Source organism: Flavobacterium sp. DW-iso2 (assembly GCF_058725285.1).
Map to the genome: position 1 here is coordinate 1 of NZ_JBZXDY010000029.1, position 16,720 is coordinate 16,720.

Annotated in this window: 15 protein-coding genes and 1 pseudogene; 2 read left to right on the top strand and 14 right to left on the bottom strand. The window is 34.0% G+C overall.

Features of this window, described 5'->3' with window-relative positions; genetic code table 11:
* Window positions 1-461 precede the first annotated feature (461 nt).
* Together AC4PRO_RS15765 and AC4PRO_RS15770 are read left to right on the top strand one after the other, a co-directional pair.
* The gene (locus AC4PRO_RS15765) at window positions 462-854 is read left to right on the top strand and encodes a single-stranded DNA-binding protein (RefSeq protein ID WP_492118049.1); all 393 of its coding nucleotides are present in this window, start codon (window positions 462-464) and stop codon (window positions 852-854) included.
* A gap of 45 nt (window positions 855-899) precedes the next feature.
* A pseudogene (locus AC4PRO_RS15770) lies at window positions 900-1,973 on the top strand (DUF932 domain-containing protein).
* Window positions 1,974-2,375: 402 nt separating this feature from the next.
* Here AC4PRO_RS15770 and AC4PRO_RS15775 read toward each other — a convergent pair.
* The 14 genes from AC4PRO_RS15775 to AC4PRO_RS15840 all read right to left on the bottom strand — a co-directional run bounded on the left by AC4PRO_RS15775 (window position 2,376) and on the right by AC4PRO_RS15840 (window position 16,710).
* Entirely contained in the window at window positions 2,376-4,091 is a 1,716-nt protein-coding gene (locus tag AC4PRO_RS15775; protein ID WP_492118050.1) for a HAMP domain-containing sensor histidine kinase, read from the bottom strand.
* Window positions 4,091-5,218, bottom strand: coding sequence for a sensor protein KdpD (locus AC4PRO_RS15780; RefSeq protein ID WP_492118051.1), 1,128 nt, complete (start codon window positions 5,216-5,218; stop codon window positions 4,091-4,093). The genes AC4PRO_RS15775 and AC4PRO_RS15780 overlap by 1 nt, the downstream gene beginning before the upstream one ends.
* Window positions 5,219-5,356: 138 nt before the next feature.
* Window positions 5,357-5,920 (bottom strand): potassium-transporting ATPase subunit C, encoded by a 564-nt coding sequence (locus AC4PRO_RS15785; RefSeq protein WP_492118052.1) that lies wholly within the window; start codon window positions 5,918-5,920, stop codon window positions 5,357-5,359.
* 161 nt (window positions 5,921-6,081) lie between these two features.
* Window positions 6,082-7,164, bottom strand: a complete 1,083-nt coding sequence (locus tag AC4PRO_RS15790; RefSeq protein WP_492118053.1) for a porin — start codon at window positions 7,162-7,164, stop codon at window positions 6,082-6,084.
* A 66-nt stretch (window positions 7,165-7,230) separates the two neighbouring features.
* The gene (locus tag AC4PRO_RS15795; RefSeq protein WP_492118054.1) at window positions 7,231-7,791 is read right to left on the bottom strand and encodes a K(+)-transporting ATPase subunit C; all 561 of its coding nucleotides are present in this window, start codon (window positions 7,789-7,791) and stop codon (window positions 7,231-7,233) included.
* A 14-nt stretch (window positions 7,792-7,805) separates the two neighbouring features.
* On the bottom strand, window positions 7,806-9,815 hold the full coding sequence (kdpB, locus tag AC4PRO_RS15800) for a potassium-transporting ATPase subunit KdpB (RefSeq protein WP_492118055.1): 2,010 nt from the start codon (window positions 9,813-9,815) through the stop codon (window positions 7,806-7,808).
* 12 nt (window positions 9,816-9,827) lie between these two features.
* A complete protein-coding gene (gene kdpA / locus AC4PRO_RS15805) occupies window positions 9,828-11,516 on the bottom strand; it encodes a potassium-transporting ATPase subunit KdpA (protein WP_492118056.1) in 1,689 nt (562 codons plus the stop codon).
* 120 nt (window positions 11,517-11,636) lie between these two features.
* Entirely contained in the window at window positions 11,637-11,714 is a 78-nt protein-coding gene (kdpF, locus tag AC4PRO_RS15810; RefSeq protein WP_108742587.1) for a K(+)-transporting ATPase subunit F, read from the bottom strand.
* 107 nt (window positions 11,715-11,821) lie between these two features.
* Window positions 11,822-12,091: a DUF7674 family protein gene (locus AC4PRO_RS15815; protein WP_492118057.1), complete on the bottom strand. Its 270-nt coding sequence runs from the start codon at window positions 12,089-12,091 to the stop codon at window positions 11,822-11,824.
* A 162-nt stretch (window positions 12,092-12,253) separates the two neighbouring features.
* Complete coding sequence (locus AC4PRO_RS15820; RefSeq protein ID WP_492118058.1) at window positions 12,254-13,594, bottom strand: sigma-54-dependent transcriptional regulator; 1,341 nt, start codon at window positions 13,592-13,594, stop codon at window positions 12,254-12,256.
* A gap of 101 nt (window positions 13,595-13,695) precedes the next feature.
* A complete protein-coding gene (locus tag AC4PRO_RS15825) occupies window positions 13,696-13,971 on the bottom strand; it encodes a molybdenum ABC transporter permease (protein WP_492118059.1) in 276 nt (91 codons plus the stop codon).
* A 233-nt stretch (window positions 13,972-14,204) separates the two neighbouring features.
* A complete protein-coding gene (gene traN / locus AC4PRO_RS15830) occupies window positions 14,205-15,107 on the bottom strand; it encodes a conjugative transposon protein TraN (protein WP_492118060.1) in 903 nt (300 codons plus the stop codon).
* Window positions 15,108-15,134: 27 nt separating this feature from the next.
* Complete coding sequence (traM, locus tag AC4PRO_RS15835) at window positions 15,135-16,436, bottom strand: conjugative transposon protein TraM (RefSeq protein WP_492118061.1); 1,302 nt, start codon at window positions 16,434-16,436, stop codon at window positions 15,135-15,137.
* Window positions 16,423-16,710, bottom strand: a complete 288-nt coding sequence (locus AC4PRO_RS15840) for a nitrogen regulatory IIA protein (protein WP_492118062.1) — start codon at window positions 16,708-16,710, stop codon at window positions 16,423-16,425. Before AC4PRO_RS15840 ends, traM begins: the two co-directional genes overlap by 14 nt.
* Window positions 16,711-16,720 lie beyond the last annotated feature (10 nt).

Genomic DNA, 16,720 nt, shown 5'->3' on the forward strand with positions numbered 1-16,720 from the left:
ATTCGCTTGTACGTTTTTTTCATAATTCAACAAAGATAAAATTTATCATTTGTTGCGTTAGGTTATTGAATTCTCCTTCTTCTTTACAATCACACATAATACGCTTTACAACCTTGCTTCCATCCTATCTATTTTCAAAGGCCAATATGCTAATTGTCCCAATTCAAGAGCAAAGGTATACTAGTGTTTTTGACGCAAAAAAAAGATCAAGCCCTACGGGTTTATCAAAAAATCTCCACCCATGCGGGTAGTATTTATTTGATAAAACCTTGTTTTTGCTAAACACTAACCTTTTATGCTCTCGAAACGAAACATAGCATACTCCGACTCTTTGGACGAATAAAAAAAATGTCAACAATGAAATGTAATACTATTTATATTGGATTTAGAGTGAAACAAAACAGCTCCTCCTCTCATTACCGAATAAATTAATTTAAAAAATAATCCTAAAAATAGAAAGCATGAATATCATCGGAAGATTAACAAAGGATGCGGAAATACACAGAACCCCACAAGACAAGCAAGTAGTGAATTTTTCGGTAGCTATCAATGACAGCTACCGAAATAAGCAAGGCGAACGCAAAGAGCAAACAAGCTATTTTGATTCCTCCTACTGGATAAGTCCAAATGTTACAAAAATGCTCACCAAAGGCACTTTAGTTGAGCTTACAGGTAGAGTAAGTACAAGAGCCTGGACAGCTACTAACGGAGAATTAAAATCAAGTTTGAATTTTCATACATCGGCAATAAAATTGCACGGAGGTACTAAGAAAATTGAATTTATACACGGGATCAAAACACAGGATAACACAAGGATCAGCACATTAGAACCTGCTGATGATTTACCATTTTAACACTAAATACATAAAATTTTTTTCAACTTTTAAAACTTTAAAATCATGGCACACAATTTAAATTTCAACGAAAGAACCGGACGTTATTCATTTTTTAGCGTACAACAAAAAGCTTGGCACGGTTTAGGTCAAATCGTAAAGGACTATCCGACAAGTGCAGAAGCAATTAACCACGCAGGACTTGATTATGAAGTTATAAAAAGTCCTCTTTATTCCAAGGTATCAAACACAATTGATCCTACTGACAGTTTAGAAATAAAGGACAATGAATTAAAAGTGCCTAATTATTTTACTACTATACGTACGGATAACAATGCTGTTTTGGGTGTAGTCGGCAAAGATTATCATATTGTACAAAATCGTGAAGCATTTAGTTTCTTTGATGCTATTGTAGGTGGTACAGATGGAATTATGTACGAGACTGCAGGCGCATTAGGTAATGGAGAACGCATTTTTATTACAGCAAAATTACCTAACTATATTCGTGTTGGTAATGGTGATGATGTCACCGAAAAATACATTTTCCTCACCACTTCACATGATGGTAGCGGAAGTATTACGGCAGCTTTTACACCTGTTAGAATTGTATGCTAAAATACGCTTAACGCTTCACTTCTAAATATGAGCAACGTGGTACGCATCCGCCATACTTCGGGAGCAAAACAGCGTTTAGATAACGCTCATAAAGTGATGGAATTAGCAAATGAATTTAGTAACCAATTAGAAGGAATCTTTAATGATTGGGCAAAAGTAAAGGTAAATGATAGCGAGATTAAAAAATTGATACAATTTGCACTATGCCCTAACAAAGAAACCTTACAACATCTTAAAACTGGAAATGATAGTGAAATATCCACAGTATTTAAAAACACAGTTGAGGATGCTTTTACCTATGCTATGACCAGTGACACACAGCAAATGGATACCACAAAAGGCACTTTGTTTGGGGCATACAATGCAGTTACAGGCTACTACCAAAATGTACGTAGCTATAAGGACAATGAAGCAAAATTACAATCTATTATTTTGGGAGGTACTGCACAATTAAAATCTCAAAAGGCTTTTGAATTATGTACCTCATTTCAAAAAAATGGTACTGACGTTTTCAACTTCAATTAAACAAATTTTATAATTAAAGGCGACTACTTAAAAAAGCAGTCGCCTATTTTAAAAAATTTAATTGTTTTTACAGAATAAAGTTTTTTTTCTAAATCTTAAAGATTTTAGGACACAACCTATTCCGGTTGCATTACCTCTAAGTCTGGCTGCAAAAAGACACTCCCTTCCTATGATCGGGAAAGTCTTTTTGCAGGAAACGGTACAACCATTTTAGTTAAACAGCAATAGCACAGATGCTCATTGCTCATGCTATTTTATCAAAAAGGTCGAAATTACTGGATAGGATATTCAGTATCCTATTTATTTTAGTTGATCTTTTTCCCAAACCTCAAGTTTTACAACTACTATTTTTGACTTTAGTCATTTGAAATTACACAACTTATAAATTTCAATTTGGTACAACTAAACTAAATTCAGCAGTATACTAAATGTACTCCCCAAACCTAGTTCACTTTCCACTGTTATTTTCCCATGTTGCGCTTCAATAAATTCCTTGCTAATTGCCAATCCCAAACCTGTTCCTGATTTATTACTACCTGGAATTTGAAAATACTTATCAAACACTTTATGTTTGTACCTAGAATCAATCCCTTTGCCAGTATCAATAACTCGAAATACAACTTGATTATCTGCTTTCCTTACTTGAACAATAATTTTACTCTCCAAACTAGAATAGTTAATAGCATTGGTTAAAAAATTAATTAAGACCCAAACCGTTTTTTCGCTGTCCGCATTTATAAATGGCAGGTCTTCTGCCTCATCAATAACAATTTCAATTTGTTTATTTTCTGCTTGCATTTTTACTGCATCAACAGCATGATCTACTATCAGATAGGGATTTGTTTTCTCAATTTTCAAATTTATCTTTCCTGTTTCTAGTTGCGAAATATCAAGTAGCTCCCCCGTTAATTTAAGCAGCCTTTGACTGTCTTCTTTTATACTGTCTAACAGTAGCTTTTGTTCCTTGTTAATCAGTCCAGTTTCTGCGTTTTCTAGTAGTTGCAAGCTGAATTTTATAGAGGATATTGGAGTTTTTAATTCATGAGAAACTGTCGCTATAAAGTTGGTTTTAGCAAAATCTAATTCTTTAAAAAAAGTGACATTTCTTAAGATAATTACATTTCCAATAGCGATCTCTTTCTCCTCGCCCGTTGGTATTATAGTAATGTCTACCACTTCTTTTTCGAAATAACTTTCTCTATTATCTGCAAAAATTTTTATTGGCAAGATCTTTTCATTCGTTTCTGAGGTTAATAGCAACCTAATTAAATCATTTTTTACAGCCAAAGCAACTACGTTTTTGCCTACAACCTCCTCTTGCTTTAAGCCAAATACGGCAAGAGCTTCATCATTAACGAATAAAATAGTATTACTAGTGTCTAATCCTATAATAGGATCGTGCATTTTATTAATTAATGTTTCTAATCTTTTCTTTTCAAAAGACAAACTGTATAAATTACTATTATTATATTCTTGCAACTTTTCGGCCATGATATTAAAGGAACGAGCCAAATCTCCAAATTCATTGTGCTGTAAAAAATGAACTCTTTCTGAGTAGTTTTTGTTCGCAATTTCTTGAATACTCGTAGTCAACTCCTTGATAGGATTTGCAATATTATTTGGCAAATTCACCAATAGGTTGAAAGCAATAAGAAAACAAAGCGTTCCCAATATCATAATATAAAAATTCGCTGTTTCGGCTGTTTTTTGGGCGATATCACTTTTTAGCTTTATTGCATCTGTATTGAGTTTCATAATCTCCAAAATAGCATCGTGCATCTCCGATCTAGCTACTACTGAATCAGTATTTTTTTGTAATAAATGGAAAGCTGTTTTTAACTTATGAGTCATTTTCGCTTCATTTTTCTCTGTAATATTGAGAAGTTGCAATTCTAAATTTTTTCTAAAAATCAAATTAGCATCATTATTATTTTCACTAATATCGTCCATTGCCATTAACATGTTCCTAGCATACTCTAGTGAATCATAATTGGCTTTAAGGATGTTTTGGGTATCTTGTTTTATCGAATTGATATAATAAACACTGACAACTGAAAGTAAAATTATTAGCGAAAATAATAGACCTACACTTAAATTTAATTTAGTTTTAATTCTCATTAGGATAAAATTATAAGATCAACATTTGATGAAGCCAACTTATTTAATAATTTATTAAAAATACTCGAAGACAAAATTACTTTAAATAAATTGAAATGTGGTTTTCCTATGCAAACCGTTGTAATCTGTTTTTGCTCTACTACTTCGAGAATCGCATTGGTAATTTTACTGTTTTCTTTTTTAATTACTTCGGCTCCTAACTGGGTTGCTAATTTTAAATTATTTATGAGATAACGCTGTTTAGCAAGCGGAATTCTAACACTACTTTCTTGTGGAGTTTGCACATACAATACTAACCATTTACAGTTGTAATAACTAGCTAAACGTGCCGTTTTTCTGATCACAATTTTTGCCGTTTTATCATTGCTACTAATACAAGCAAGAAATTTATCATGTCTGAAATTAGCACTTTTAGGCTTTTCATGCTCTACTTTTCGTACTACTTGACTTGCTACTTCTTTTAGTGCCAATTCGCGTAGTTGTAATATCTGATCTGATTTAAAAAAATTGGCCAAAGCCAATTGTATTTTGTCTTCTCCATAAATTTTACCTTCCTTCAATCTGTTGATCAATTCCTCTGCGGTTAGATCAATATTGACTACTTCATCCGCCATACTTAAAACATTATCGGGTACGCGCTCTTGTACTTCCACACCCGTAATTTCCTTTACTACTGCATTTAAACTTTCGATATGTTGAATATTTATAGCAGAAATAACGTTAATTCCAGCTTCTAAAACTTCCAAAACATCCTGCCATCGTTTTTCATTTTTACTACCCTCAACATTAGAGTGTGCTAGTTCATCCACAATTACGACCTCTGGCCTAAGATTAATTATAGCTTGAACATCCAATTCCTCTAGTTCTTTGCCTTTATAGAAAATTGTTCGCCTTGGTATTACAGGTAAACCAGTTAGTAATTCCAGAGTTTCTTTTCTAGAATGTGTTTCAACATAACCAATTTTTACATCAATCCCTTTCCTTAACAATGTATGGGCTTCTTGCAACATTCTATAGGTTTTACCTACACCGGCACTCATGCCAATGTAGATTTTAAACTTTCCTTTTCGCGATTTTTGAATCAAATCCAAAAAATGCTGCGCATTATTTTGTCTTTCTTGTTCCATGTTTTTTTTGATACCACAAATAATTTAATCTCCTACTTTTTTTACTTATTTCAGAAGCTAATCTAGCGACCTGTTGCACTCTTTTCTTCAAAAAAATGATTTTCACGACTATCTGAAGTAAATCCTAACCTCCTAAAATTATTTAGCTAACTTGTCTAATTCAGAATTTAACATTACAACATTAATTGTTTTTGGACCCAAACATCCAATTAATCTTTTTTCAGTATGTTCCTTAATGATCGAATCTATAATTTTTATCGAAATGCTTCTTGCTCTTGCAATCCGTACAGCCTGCTTTTTTGCACGATCAATAGAAATGTTTGCATTAATTGCTAATCCAACTTCGGTCGCGATAGGTAGTGATTTTACTTTTCTGTGCACCGTTGTTTTTTTTACAGTGATGAGCTTTTCTTTAACTGTAACGGGATAAAAAAGTTCAAAATGGTTTGCTACCATACTCTTTTTACTTTTTTCTACTTTGTTGAACTCTTCGTCCAGAACTGTACTCCAGAAATATTGATCCTCACGGCATTTCTTTTCTAATTTATAATTACTTGCTAGATTTTCATTAATCGAACTAGCAGCTGTTTTTAATTGCTCTGAAGATTTTTTTTGGCATCCTGAAACTATGATTAAGTACAGTAATAATATAGGTAGCACACTCAAAAATTTAAATCTAAGTTTTAAAATTATTTGTTTCATCTTAACTTTATTTTTTAATACAACATCTTATAAATTTGCGATCCACTAGAAACATCCTTTATCTTTCAAGTAACAGTTTATAATTACTTTTTTATCGAAAAAAATTAAGCAACAAAAAACGACAACTCTAGTTTTTTTTTCTAAAGACTAGAAATGAATTTTTAGAATTTCATCGCTAAGGATGTTGACAATACTACACTATCATTATTAGACCCTGCACTTTTTTTAATAAAAATAGCATCTCTACTAGTGTAATTTTTTACTTCAATTCTCCAAACTAAATTCGAACTTATTTTATAATCTGAATTCACGGAAGCACCATACGTTTCAAACCCGTTTGGAGTTCCTGTAGCGATAATTACTCCTTTTTTATCTTGGTAATATTCTGTCCTTATCGCCAAATTAAATTTATCAGTTACCGTAATTTGTGTCATCGCTGAAGCTCCGTACCATTTGTTATAATGATCGCCTTGAGTAATATCCTGTTCCAAACCCATATCGAATCCTGCCATCAATTTCACTTTACTTGTTAGTTCAAACTGTCCATAAAAATCATGAAAATAACGCCTTTGACGTACAACATCCGGTTTATCATTTCCAATAAAAGAACTGCTGTTTAAGGTTATTTTGTTTGTTGGCCTGTAAATTAGTTGATGCCCAAAAGCAGGAGTAGCATTTCCATCAACGCGCTGAATTCTTTGCCAACCATTCAAATACAATCCTGACAATTCCCATTGCCCACTTGGAGAAACATAAGTAATTTTGGCTCCAGCCTCAAAATATGGAGAATTTTCAGCCATTATACTTCTAGTTAAGGTAATGCAGTCCGCACCAGCAGCACTTTCAAAACCGATATGTGAAGGTAAAACACCTGCTGTAATCCATAAATTTTGACTTTTCAAAACTTTAAATCCTACGTTTGCTTCAAAAATATTTTTTAAAACTCCAGGCTCAGCTGAATAATTTACATTCATGTACGAGCCAGCTGCTAAAGCCAAATTGGCGCGAACCATTCCTGTATCGTAGGTTGCTTTTAGTAAACCCAAATTTAAACTTACCTCATTATTTCGGTTGTGACTGTAAATAAAGCTTGGACGTATATTATTATCAGGATTATTTGCATCGTATTGAAAGTAGGTTTCAACATAACCAGAAAACGTTAACGGATTTTTTTTCTCTTCTTGCGCAAAAACAGCACTCGATAAAATAAGTGATAATGCGACTGTAACTATTTTTGTATTCATTGTAATTGATTTAGTTTGATTAAAAAAAAGGGAGATAGCGTTACATCTCCCTGATTTTCAGATACTTTATTTAAGTTGATCGAGCGCAACATTTAATTTTAAAACATTCACTTTTCTAGGTCCAAAAACGCCTAAAAAGGGCTGTTCTGTATTTGCATCTATTAACGAATTTAATTTTTCGCGACCCATGTTTCTCGCCTTTTGAAGTCTCTCAATCTGTACTTTAGCACTTGCAACAGATATGTTAGGATCTAATCCGCTTCCACTAGCGGTCACTAGATCAACTGGTACTTGTGCCTTTTTTAAGGTAGGATTCTTTAGTAAAAAAGTATCAATACGACCTTGAACTACAGCTAAATATTCTTCGTTAGAAGCTCCTTTATTACTAGCTCCTGAGCCAGCAGCGTTATAATCTACAGCAGATGGTCTTCCCCAAAAGTATTCGTCAGCTGAAAATTTTTGACCAATGTTGGAGTATCCGTTACTTTGTTTGTATGCTACCTCTTCACCTTTACCATTATTTGGCGCTAATTGAGCAACTGCCCAAACCGATAGTGGATAAATTACCATGAAAAGTACGAGCATGACAACGGTCATTCTAATTCCTATTATTAAATTATTTTTCATAATTTCTTTTTTTTTTAAATAAATAATGCAACTACAATATCAATCAATTTGATCCCTATAAACGGTACTATGATTCCACCTACACCAAAAAGCAATAGATTTCTTCTCAACAAAGCACTTGCACCAATTGGTTTGTAGCTCACTCCTTTTAACGCTAATGGTATCAAGAACGGAATAATGATTGCGTTGAATATTACTGCTGAAAGTATGGCACTTTCAGGACTGTGTAAATGCATAATATTCAATCCTTGAAGCGCTGGAATTGCAGTAATGAATAAAGCTGGTATGATGGCAAAATATTTGGCAACATCATTAGCAATACTAAAAGTAGTAAGCGTACCGCGGGTCATTAATAACTGTTTCCCAATTTCAACAATCTCAATTAACTTGGTTGGGTCATTGTCTAAATCGACCATATTTCCTGCTTCTTTTGCTGCTTGCGTTCCGCTGTTCATAGCAACACCAACATCTGCTTGAGCCAAAGCCGGTGCATCATTAGTACCATCTCCCATCATGGCAACTAGCCTTCCTGCTAGTTGTTCCTGTATGATGTAGTTCATCTTATCTTCTGGTTTGGCTTCAGCAATAAAATCATCAACTCCTGCTTTTTCGGCTATAAACTTTGCAGTCAAAGGATTATCTCCCGTCACCATGACCGTTTTTATACCCATTTTACGGAGGCGTTCAAATCGTTCGAACATTCCCGTTTTGATGATATCTTGCAATTCAATCACTCCAAGTACCACTTCATTTTCAGAAACTACTAAAGGAGTACCTCCGTTTTCAGCAATCGTTTTTACTTGATCTAAAAGCTCGGTTGGAAAAGGATTTCCCGCATTGATGACCATACTTTTGATGGCATCAGTTGCGCCCTTTCTAATTCGAGTTCCCTCAAAATTGATTCCTGAACTTCTCGTCTCAGCAGTAAATTTGATAAATTGTGCGTTATTCACTTGCAACGTCAAAGGATCTATTTTTGCCAATTCTACGATTGATTTCCCTTCGGGAGTGTCATCCGACATAGAACTTAAAACTGCTGCTTTAACCAATTGCTCTTGTGAAATACCAGGAGCAGCATAGAAATGAGTTGCTTTTCGATTACCAATAGTAATTGTTCCCGTTTTATCCAACAACAATACATCAATATCTCCTGCAGTTTCAACCGCTCTACCACTTTTGGTAATTACATTGGCTCTTAAAGCTCTGTCCATACCTGCTATTCCAATCGCAGATAATAAACCTCCAATTGTGGTTGGTATCAAACAAACAAATAATGCTATAAATGAAGCTATCGTAATATTTACATTTGAATAGTCTGCAAATGGTTTTAAAGTCACGCAAACAATTATAAATACTAAAGTAAAACCCGAAAGCAATATCGTTAAGGCAATTTCATTTGGAGTTTTTTGGCGTGAGGCTCCTTCTACCAAAGCAATCATTTTGTCTAAAAAACTCTCTCCTGGCTCATTGGTCACTTCCACTATAATACGGTCTGACAATACTTTTGTACCACCAGTTACTGAACTTTTATCTCCACCTGACTCGCGGATGACTGGAGCCGATTCACCCGTTATGGCACTTTCATCTATTGTTGCTAAACCTGCTACGATTTCTCCATCCGTTGGGATGGTATCGCCAGCTTCGCAAACAAACAAATCTCCCTTTTTCAGTTGCGAAGAAGAAATGGTTTCTCCACTTTTTAAGGTTGCTGGTGTTTCTTCTCTTGTTTTTCGTAAACTGTCAGCTTGTGCTTTTCCTCGTGCTTCGGCAATAGCTTCAGCAAAATTGGCAAACAACAAGGTAAATAACAGTACTAGGAATACAACAAAATTATACCCAAAACTACCTTGTGATGTTTCACCTGCCAATGTCCAAATAGAGACAAACAGCATAACGATTGTCCCGATTTCTACCGTAAACATCACAGGGTTTTTAAACATTAACTTCGGATTCAATTTCACAAAAGACTGTACCAATGCTTGTTGCACAATCTCCTTTTGAAATAATGATTGATCTTTATTCATTTTAAATTCTTTTTAGTAAATAGTAAAATATTCAGCTATAGGCCCTAATGCTAGTACAGGAAAAAAAGCTAACGCGGCGATAATTAAAATAACAGTTAAGGTCACTAAACCAAAAGTTGCCGTATCCGTTTTTAATGTTCCATCGCTTTCAGGTATATATTTCTTTTGTGCTAAGAGTCCAGCGATGGCTACAGGTCCAATAATTGGCAGAAAACGTGCAAGAAGCAGCACGATACCTGTAGAAACATTCCACCAAAAGGTATTGTCTCCTAAACCTTCAAACCCACTTCCGTTATTTGCGGATGCCGATGTGAATTCGTATAACATTTCACTAAGTCCATGAAATCCAGGATTATTTAATGTTGCTGCGCCATACTGAGGCATAGCAGCCGTTAATGCAGTTCCAACTAATATTAAGAATGGGTGAATCAAAGCAATGATCATCGCTATTTTCATTTCTCTAGCTTCGACTTTCTTTCCGAAAAATTCTGGTGTCCTTCCAACCATTAATCCACTTATAAAAACCGCTAAAATTATGAAGATAAAGAAGTTTAAAATTCCAACTCCAACTCCACCATAAAAGCTATTAATCATCATCGCTAGCAATTCATTCATACCAGAAAGAGGCATCGTGCTGTCGTGCATTGAATTGACTGAACCTGTAGAAATTACAGTAGTAGCAATACTCCAGTATCCTGTTGCAGCTGCACCAATTCTTGATTCTTTTCCCTCCATGGCACCTAGTGAAGTATTAATCCCCATTTTTGTAATCATAGGATTACCCTGCATTTCACTGACGATGTTAGGGATTGCCAAAGCCAAGAATCCAACAGTCATTACGCCAAAAATCATCCACGAGAATTTCTTCCTTTTAATGAAATATCCGAAAGCGAATATCATTGCGAATGGAAGCAACATTTGAGCAATCATTTCGACCATATTGGAGAAATAAGTTGGATTTTCAAAAGGATGTGCAGAATTGGTTCCAAAAAATCCTCCTCCATTGGTACCAACATGTTTTATCGCTACAAAAGCAGCAACAGGTCCACGCGAAACATCTTGTAAATTACCTTGTAAAGTAGTAATCGTGTCTTTTCCTTCAAAGGTCATTGGAGTTCCTTGAAAAGCCAGTATAATTGCCACTACAAAAGAAATCGGAAGTAAAATACGTGTACATGATTTCATAAAATACGTATAAAAATTCCCTAATTCAGTTGTAGTATTATCTCGAAATGCTCTAAAGACGACAACAGCAGCAGCCATTCCAGTCGCTGCACTTACAAACTGGAGAAACATCAAATAGAACTGTCCTAGATAGCTAATTCCTGTTTCACCTGAATAATGTTGCAGGTTGCAATTCACCACGAAAGAAATCACAGTGTTAAAAGCTAAATCAGCTGACATACTTGGATTTCCATCTGGATTCATGGGCAAACTTCCCATGGTCATCATGATGATCATTCCTATTAAAAACCAAACTATATTGATAGTTAGTAAAGCTTTCATGTGTTGTTTCCAGTTCATTTCTTGCTCTAGATTAACGCCACTTAATTTGAAAAACATTCTTTCAATTGGGTTGAATATAAAATCTAGCCAAGTTTTCTCGAGTCCGTAAACCTTGGAAATGTATTTTCCTAATGGAACAGCGAGTGCTAGAGTAAGCATAAACATTGCTATAATTCCAAATATTTCTGTATTCATTTTTTAGTATTAAGGGTTAAATAAATTTTGGTTTTTAAACAAACAAGAACTAAAACTGCAATGGCGAAAATCTGCTACATAACAATTAGCAACACTTGCTTATTTTTATCCTTGTTCATTTTAGAATTTTTCTGGCTTAAGTAATACATAAACCATATAGCCAAAAACAGCTATTGCGACAATAAAAAGTGCAGTCATAATTTTAGATTTTTTCGAATAATTCGATTATTAAAAAACAGAGGCTAAACAGTAGTATGGCTAAGCCTAGTAATAAAATTGTTGCTATCATAATAATTGTAATAAGGTTAATGACATTGCTTTGAATATTCTATTTTCAAAACTTCAGGAAATAAGTTCGAAATGGTGCAGTTCTTTACTTTTAAAAAAGATGCAATAGAATAGAGATAGACATTGGCAATTATCCCGCTAGTTTCGGTACTACCAGTTAGAAATAATTTCTCAGCAATACTTAAACATTTTTTGGCCCTTTTTACGTTTCCAGCGATTAGTGCTTTTTTAGTAATGTCGGCAAATCGTTCTGCATTTTTGAATACATTAGTAACTTGATTTTTCATTTGAATGTTATTTATTTTCTAGTGCAAAGCCAAAAGACATTCCAAAAAAAGAACAAACTACATAATCAATTATTTATCAACAGATTAACACATAAACATCATTTTAGTCCACAAAAAAAGCCTATCAAAATGATAGGCTTTTTATTGAAATGATAGGTTTTATTAAATTTTATATTCTTCTAACTTACGGTATAAAGTAGCAATTCCAATTTCTAACAACCTGGCAGCTTCTGCTTTATTCCCATTAGTATAGTTTAATACTTTTTGAATATGTAGTTTTTCCATACTATTTATAGCGAAGGCAGATAGAACAGTATCACCACTATTCTCTTTATAATTTATAATTTCATAAGGTAAATCGGCTGCAGTTAAAGAATTCGAAGAAGCTAAAATTACAGCTCTTTCAATTACATTTTTAAGCTCACGCACATTACCTGACCAAGTATATTTTTCTAGGTGCTCCAAAAAATCGTCCTCAATTCCTAGCGTTTTCTTATTGATTGCGACTGAAAATTTTTCGACAAAAAAACTAGTAAGACCACGTATATCCTTTACACGCGCACGCAAAGGTGGTAAGTTTATTTCGAAAATATTCAACCTATAGTATAAATCAGATCGAAAACGATGAGCCTCACTTTCTATTTTTAAATTGCGATTTGTGGCAGCAATCAACCTGAAGTTGGATTTTTTTGGGGTACTATCTCCAACGGTTATGTATTCATTGGTTTCTAAAACTCTTAACAATTTGGCTTGTAAATCAAGAGGCATCTCTCCTATTTCATCTAAGAATAACGTACCTCCATTTGCTTCTTCGATAAAACCCTTTTTGTCTTTTACAGCTCCTGTAAACGCACCTTGACGGTGTCCAAACAATTCGCTTTCTAATAATTCTTTACTAAAAGTACTACAATTCAGGGCCACAAAAGATTTTCCTACCCGAGTACTATTTTCGTGTATAGCTTGGGCAAAAACTTCTTTACCCGTTCCTGTTTCTCCGGTTAATAAAACGGTAGAATCTGTTTTGGCTACTTTTTTTGCCAATTCAATAACCTCTAATAAAGCTTTAGACTTTCCTATGATAGCATCAAAGGAATACTTATTCATAATGCGATTTTCCAGCTGCTTCACTTTCTTCTGCAGTTGTACTTTTTCCATAGCTTTGTATAAAAGTGGAATTATTTTATCGTTATCATCTCCTTTGACAATATAATCAAATGCTCCATTTTTCATCGCTTGAACACCGTCAGATATATTGCCGTAAGCCGTTAATAAAATTACTTCAGTTAACGGAAATTTAGTTTTAATTTTTTGAAGAAAATCGACACCGTTTCCGTCCGGAAGTTTCACATCGCACAAAACAATATCAATATCATTCTGCTCAAGTTTCTTGAATCCTAACTTCAAATCTGAAGCTTCAACGACCGCAAATCCCTCTGATTTTATAATCCTAGCGAGTAATCCACGAAGTTTTACTTCGTCATCAATTATTAAAATATTTTTCAAAAGATGCAGTGTTTTATTTATGTAAAACTAACTATTATTTTATTGCAAAAACTAATAAATTGCAAAGCAATAAACTTATGCCTTAAAAGAATGTAGCCTAATTAATTTTTGTTTTGAACTTCTTTTTGAATTAGCTCAATATTCTCTTTCTGTTGTTTTGAATAACTCCATAATAAAAGTAGTCCAAAAATAATCAGAATATAAGCAATCCATTTTCCTGTACGTTCCAAAAATGAAATAAAGACTGATTTTTCATAACTTGAAAAACTTTCCGCTCCCAAAGGACTTCTTCTGTAAAATTTTCTTCTGTTTATCCAATAACGAATACCAAAACCACTTAGCAAAGCTAAACCACTTAAAACCATTGTTGGATTCATAATTTGATTTTTTTTAATTTTAAATTTAATACAAACTACCTCATCAGTACGGAACTTACTATTTATAAATCAGTAAGTTGCGTATTTATTTATAAACAGGAAAAAAAACACTGTAATATACCCAACAAAAATAGGCTATATCACAAGTCGTGAAACAGCCTATTTGCCCATTATTATATTTTGAATACTATGAGAGAATTATCCTCAAATACCTCCTTTATAAAGAACCAATTTTAATTATGAAACTTCCTGTCTTTTATCAGTATTGCCCTGACCAAATCTGAATTTTTAAGTTTTATCAACTGATGTCTCGCTCCGTTTTTCTCATAAATTTCTATCAGGAGTACTTTGTCATCGGCAATAGTAAATTGATCCAATAAAAATATATTTCGCTCTACCGTTTTACCTTTAATTTCGTCCAATGGTTTGTAAATTCTTAGTGGATTCAACGTCATTTCTTGTATAACCGTACGTTTGGCTAGCTTTTTATCAACTACTTTGAAAGTAACAAAATCGACATGGAAAGAGACATAACTGCAATTAGTAACTTGAGTATGGAAATAGAACTTGCCATCATCTACATAGATTCCTTTTAATATGAACTCGACACCATAACTTCTAGCACCCTTATTCTTTATTAAACGTTTGTCTTTTTTGTATATTATTCCCATTAAATCGTCTACCAGTGAAGGCGAATTTTTTCCGAGTTCCTCAAATAGGACACCATTTCTATGCTCTCTATTTATCCCTTTCTGCATTTCCAAAAGATTATAATTTATATCCATAGGACTAGAATTGTAGAGGACATTGAAATTATAAAAATGCCCGTCTTCGGTAATTACAGAAAAGTTTGTTTCCTCATCGAAATTACGGACTGAAGCTTTTACTCTTAGTACATTTTCTGCATCTTCTGCTTTGCTTGCAATCAAATAGTCACTTCCTAAATCTACGTATCGTATTGCAGAAGGAAAGAGTAGATGCGACGTTTTACTATAAGTTACCTCTATCGGGTACGGATCTATTTTTTCTAAGTCCAATTTTTGGGCATTAGTAACAGTCACTTGCCCTTCTGATTCCATACTGTATCCTAAAAATAAGACCAGTACTATTACTATATATTTTTTTGTAGTTTTCATATTTAAATTTTTTATTAAAGTGAATAATTATTTTTTTGAAACTAGAAACACTTGAAGGCCTGCCTTCAAAGTGACTTTTGGAGTTTTCATTTTTTTTGAAAAATAACCTGAAATACCCTGCACAAGGCCACGGCTCAAATCGCCAGCTATCTGTTGTCCTGGGGAACTTGAAAGCATAATACTGCTTCCTGAAGTTTGTCCCATATTGGCAGCCATTTCTTTCACAGCGCTCATTTCGGGAGAATAGGGTACAAATAATCCTTGTTGTCCATCTAATCCATAGATAGTAAGATCAACAGGGAGGATAGTACCATCCAACTCAATAGAAGTAATTTTCATTTGCAGCCTTCCTTGATTAAATTTTGAATTTGCCGTCAACACCGTTCCTTGCGGAATAATATGATTTTGCATTTTGGCAGGCTCTAATAAACGCAAACGAACACTACTTTCCACTGATACTAACTGTGTGGTTTGGATAACTGCTCGAATACTATTTTTGAGCTGTGTCTCCTTTTCGATTTTCCCTGCAGTGTAAAATCCTCGATTACGACTTTCGCTCCAATTGGCTATAAATGAACTGTCAGGAAGATCTCTATTCAATGACGAAACAGCATTTTTTCGAGCAGGAATAAATGAAATAAAAGATTCCTTTTCGGTTGAAGCAGTAGAAACAGCCATTGTTTTTTCATTTAATTGTTCCGTTGAAGTCTTATTGACTGGCAAATATTTAGCCGCCATCTGATATGACTTCTCCATTAACTCCAATTGATTGTCAACAATATTGGTAGGTGTTTCTTCCTTTCTTGCTAACTCTTTTTTTACCTCATCTAATTGTTTGCGTAATTCCTGCGTTTCAGATTTATCATTATTGTAAAAACTGCCTAACGTATTTTGTGCATTGCGATAACTATTCAGCGAAGTATTAGTATTGGTTTCTTTTTCTGTTTCAGGAACATCTTGCAATGATTCTTCTGTACTCCCTTCATTCCAGTAATCAGAAAGAGAGGTTAGCGCATTTTGTTTTTCTCGATTTTTTTGTTCCACTATTTCCTGTTCATAGGCTTTTTGTTTATCATTCTGTAAACCGATAGTAGAAGCCTGAGGAACGGAATCATTGAGACCTACATCTTCTGTCTTTCTTATGTTTTCCGATGGTTTGAATAGTAGATACATACAACCAAGAAATACTATACCCATCAACGCAAACAGGATTGGCTTTTTAAATTTTTCTACATTATTATCTGAAGATTCTCGCGCTATATCTGTACTTTTATCTAAGCTACCATCCGTAACCAAGACCGTATTTTTTTTGTTTTCACTTTCTTTCATGTTTTCTGTTTTTTATAATTAACAACAAGGAATCCCGTAGCGACGCTGTGGATTCGTTCTTTTTGAGAAGAGCGTTTTCGATACGCTCCACATCCAGCTTTCTGCTGTGTTTTCCGGTTTCAAACCAAACGCTAAGTGTAACAACTACAGTAAGAATCAAATAACTGATAAAAGAATACAGAATGTACTTGTACTGTTTTTGAAGAGGAAGTGCTCTCCAGCGTACATCAATCTTTATTAACCATAAGTCCATATTTGTTCGAAGATTTTTCATCTTGATTTAT